This window comes from Shinella pollutisoli (assembly GCF_024609765.1).
GTDB lineage: Bacteria > Pseudomonadota > Alphaproteobacteria > Rhizobiales > Rhizobiaceae > Shinella > Shinella pollutisoli.
This window is the reverse complement of record NZ_JANFDG010000066.1, coordinates 1-1185: the sequence shown is the minus strand read 5'-3', so window position 1 is coordinate 1185 and position 1185 is coordinate 1. Positions and strand designations below refer to the sequence as shown.

Here is a 1185-nt window from a genome sequence, read left to right as displayed (position 1 = left end):
TCCTCAGAGCGCCTTCTCGAGCTCCGGGAGCGCCTCGAAGATGTCGGCGACGAGGCCGTAGTCGGCGACCTGGAAGATCGGCGCCTCCTCGTCCTTGTTGATCGCGACGATCACCTTACTGTCCTTCATGCCGGCGAGATGCTGGATCGCCCCCGAGATGCCGCAGGCGATGTAGAGCTGCGGCGCCACCACCTTGCCCGTCTGCCCCACCTGCCAGTCGTTCGGCGCATAGCCCGCATCCACCGCCGCGCGCGAAGCGCCGACGGCCGCGCCCAGCTTGTCCGCCACCGGCAGGATCACCTCCTGGAACTTCTCCGACGAGCCGAGCGCCCGCCCGCCCGAGATGATGATCCTCGCGGACGTCAGCTCCGGACGGTCCGACGACGACAGCGCGTCCGAGACATGGGCCGAGAGGCCCGGGTCGGTTGCCGCCGCGACCGGCTCGACCGCGGCATTGCCGCCTTCACCGGCGGCGGCGAAAGATGCGGTTCTGACCGTGATCACCTTCTTCGCGTCCGTCGACTGCACCGTCTGGATCGCGTTGCCCGCATAGATCGGCCGCTTGAACGTGTCGGGGGAGACCACCTCGACGATCTCCGACACCTGCGCCACGTCGAGAAGTGCGGCGACCCGCGGCAGCACGGTCTTGCCCACCGACGTCGCCGCCGAGACGATCGCATCGTAGCCGCCGGCAAGCGACACGATCAGCGCCGCCAGCGGCTCGGCGAGGTTGTGGGCGAGGCTGGCGTCGTCGGCGAGCAGCACCTTCGTCACGCCCGACAGCTTCGCCGCCTGTTCGGCCGCGGCCTTGGCGCCCGAGCCGGCGACGAGCACATGCACGTCCGAACCGATCTGCGATGCCGCCGTCAGCGCCTTCGCCGTCTGGTCGGAAAGGGACCGGTTGTCGTGGTCTGCCAGAAGAAGAATGGCCATGATGTCTTGTCTCCCTTTCCTGCCTTACAGCACGCCGGCTTCGGTCTTGAGCTTCTCGACGAGCTCGGCGACGCTCTTCACCTTGACGCCCGCCTTGCGGCCGGACGGTTCTTCCGTCTTCAGCACCTTCAGCCGCGGGCTCGTGTCGACGCCGAAGTCGGACGGCGCCTTCCTGTCGAGCGGCTTCTTCTTCGCCTTCATGATGTTCGGAAGCGACGCATAGCGCGGCTCGTTGAGGCGCAGGTCGGTGGT

The 1185-nt window shown here is 67.8% G+C and carries 1 protein-coding gene and 1 pseudogene; both read right to left on the bottom strand.

Annotated elements, in window-relative coordinates; genetic code table 11:
* Positions 1-3 precede the first annotated feature (3 nt).
* Positions 4-933 carry an electron transfer flavoprotein subunit alpha/FixB family protein gene (locus NNZ72_RS25340; RefSeq protein ID WP_257318455.1) on the bottom strand — a complete coding sequence of 310 codons (930 nt, stop codon included), beginning with the start codon at positions 931-933 and terminating at the stop codon, positions 4-6.
* 24 nt (positions 934-957) lie between these two features.
* Positions 958-1185 (bottom strand): annotated as a pseudogene (locus NNZ72_RS25335) (electron transfer flavoprotein subunit beta/FixA family protein); the annotation flags it as partial.